At 39.3% G+C, this 1408-nt stretch carries 1 protein-coding gene and 2 pseudogenes; 1 reads left to right on the top strand and 2 read right to left on the bottom strand.

The annotated features are described in order from the left end of the window. Window positions 1–68 precede the first annotated feature (68 nt). Window positions 69–395 (bottom strand): annotated as a pseudogene (locus tag AAC147_RS05705) (IS1-like element transposase); the annotation flags it as partial. 219 nt (window positions 396–614) lie between these two features. Here AAC147_RS05705 and AAC147_RS05700 point away from each other — a divergent pair. Then, window positions 615–980: a hypothetical protein gene (locus AAC147_RS05700; protein ID WP_197056431.1), complete on the top strand. Its 366-nt coding sequence runs from the start codon at window positions 615–617 to the stop codon at window positions 978–980. A gap of 61 nt (window positions 981–1041) precedes the next feature. Here AAC147_RS05700 and AAC147_RS05695 read toward each other — a convergent pair. Beyond that, window positions 1042–1388: pseudogene (locus AAC147_RS05695) on the bottom strand (terminase TerL endonuclease subunit); the annotation flags it as partial. Window positions 1389–1408 lie beyond the last annotated feature (20 nt).

Raw genomic sequence — 1408 nt, 5'->3', positions numbered from 1 at the left:
TGATCTGGCTAATCTTCTACGACGGGACTTTCACCCGCAAGAAACAGTGCAGCTTTTCCCAGCGCACCATCGATTTCACCGATAAGCTGAATGTTATTTCCATCAAGGGGCAGCGTAGTCACGTTCCGGGGGGGTAATTTTTTTAATGTTTTCAGTACAGTAGAGGTGGTAACTTTCAGTACACGTGCGGTATCACGAATGCCGCCATTATTCATTGCCATATCGACAATTTACTCTTTAACGCCCGGTTTACAGGCTTGGTAGGTATATTCCAACTGAAAGACTTTGCAACAGTCATAGCAGCGATAACGAGGATGTCCCCCATTACCTTTTCCATGCCCTTTCACTTTTTCTGATTTGAGACAATAACGACAATAAACATCAACTTTAGCCATACTTCACCTAAAAAAGCTAAAAGCATATCACATCAACTAACTATTCAATACATGACCAATAAGTAGATTCTTCCATGACCTAACTCCTATATTAATGCGGCAACTCCGTTGACAATTACTAAGATTTGATTAATCATTCAAAATCCGAAAAATAATTAATAGCGTGTAAATATGTGTTTATTTAAGCGTATACTGACTCAGTTATTGATCGTTAATGCTATGTTATTTAGTGCAAATACTTTGGCTGACAGAGTAAGCATTGCCAAACCATTCATATGCCCTGACATATCACCATTACCACAACATATAACAGCAAAAGGTAACTTGGTTATTGAGGGTAAAGTATATTTACTATGGATTCCTAATGCAGCCGCTGTCATAGCTCCACTTACAAATACTATCTGGATATCTGAGGATGGAAGAAAAACAGCCGAAATTCATCAGCATAAAGATGGAAGGGTGGAGCAGGCATTTGTTACATTCTCAACTAATATTAAACAATTGCCCTATAATGTGGATGTTGAGCAATATATAACTGATAGAAAACATTCATACATGGAAGGGGGTCAAGGCTGTTTTAATTGATTTTACATAATCTCTAATCTTGCAGCATAATCGCTATTACCCCTAAGATAAAACAATTAAATCAATAAGTTAAATAAATTCCATCAAATCTATCTAACCGCTCCCGCTGTTCATCATTGAGATTGAGGCTAAACGCAAAATCTTCATGCTCTACCTGCCATTTGCCAAAGCTCATTAAGAACGCGATTGCGGGATCAATTTTATTCGCTGATTTCTTTTTGTTCGGCTTGATATTGGCATCGCGTCCGTTTCCATCATGACATTAGCTATCGCTCAAGACAGCACCGGATCGCTGTTGTGACGAATCACCTTCCGATTAACGAACGCCTCAGCCGATTTCGCCACTGGACTAAAATGCATATAGGTTTGCGGAAATGGTTCAACATCCAAGCCTGTGCCCTGTAATTGGTAACCGCTCAATTAACCCC

Origin of the sequence: Xenorhabdus sp. NBAII XenSa04 (genome assembly GCF_963866145.1) — a bacterium.
GTDB lineage: Bacteria > Pseudomonadota > Gammaproteobacteria > Enterobacterales > Enterobacteriaceae > Xenorhabdus > Xenorhabdus indica.
This window is presented reverse-complemented; position numbering and strand designations above follow the sequence as displayed.

Coding starts and splice junctions, on each gene's coding strand:
- AAC147_RS05700 (WP_197056431.1), top strand. CDS start 615: ATGTTATTTAGTGCAAATACTTTGGCTGACAGAGTAAGCATTGCCAAA.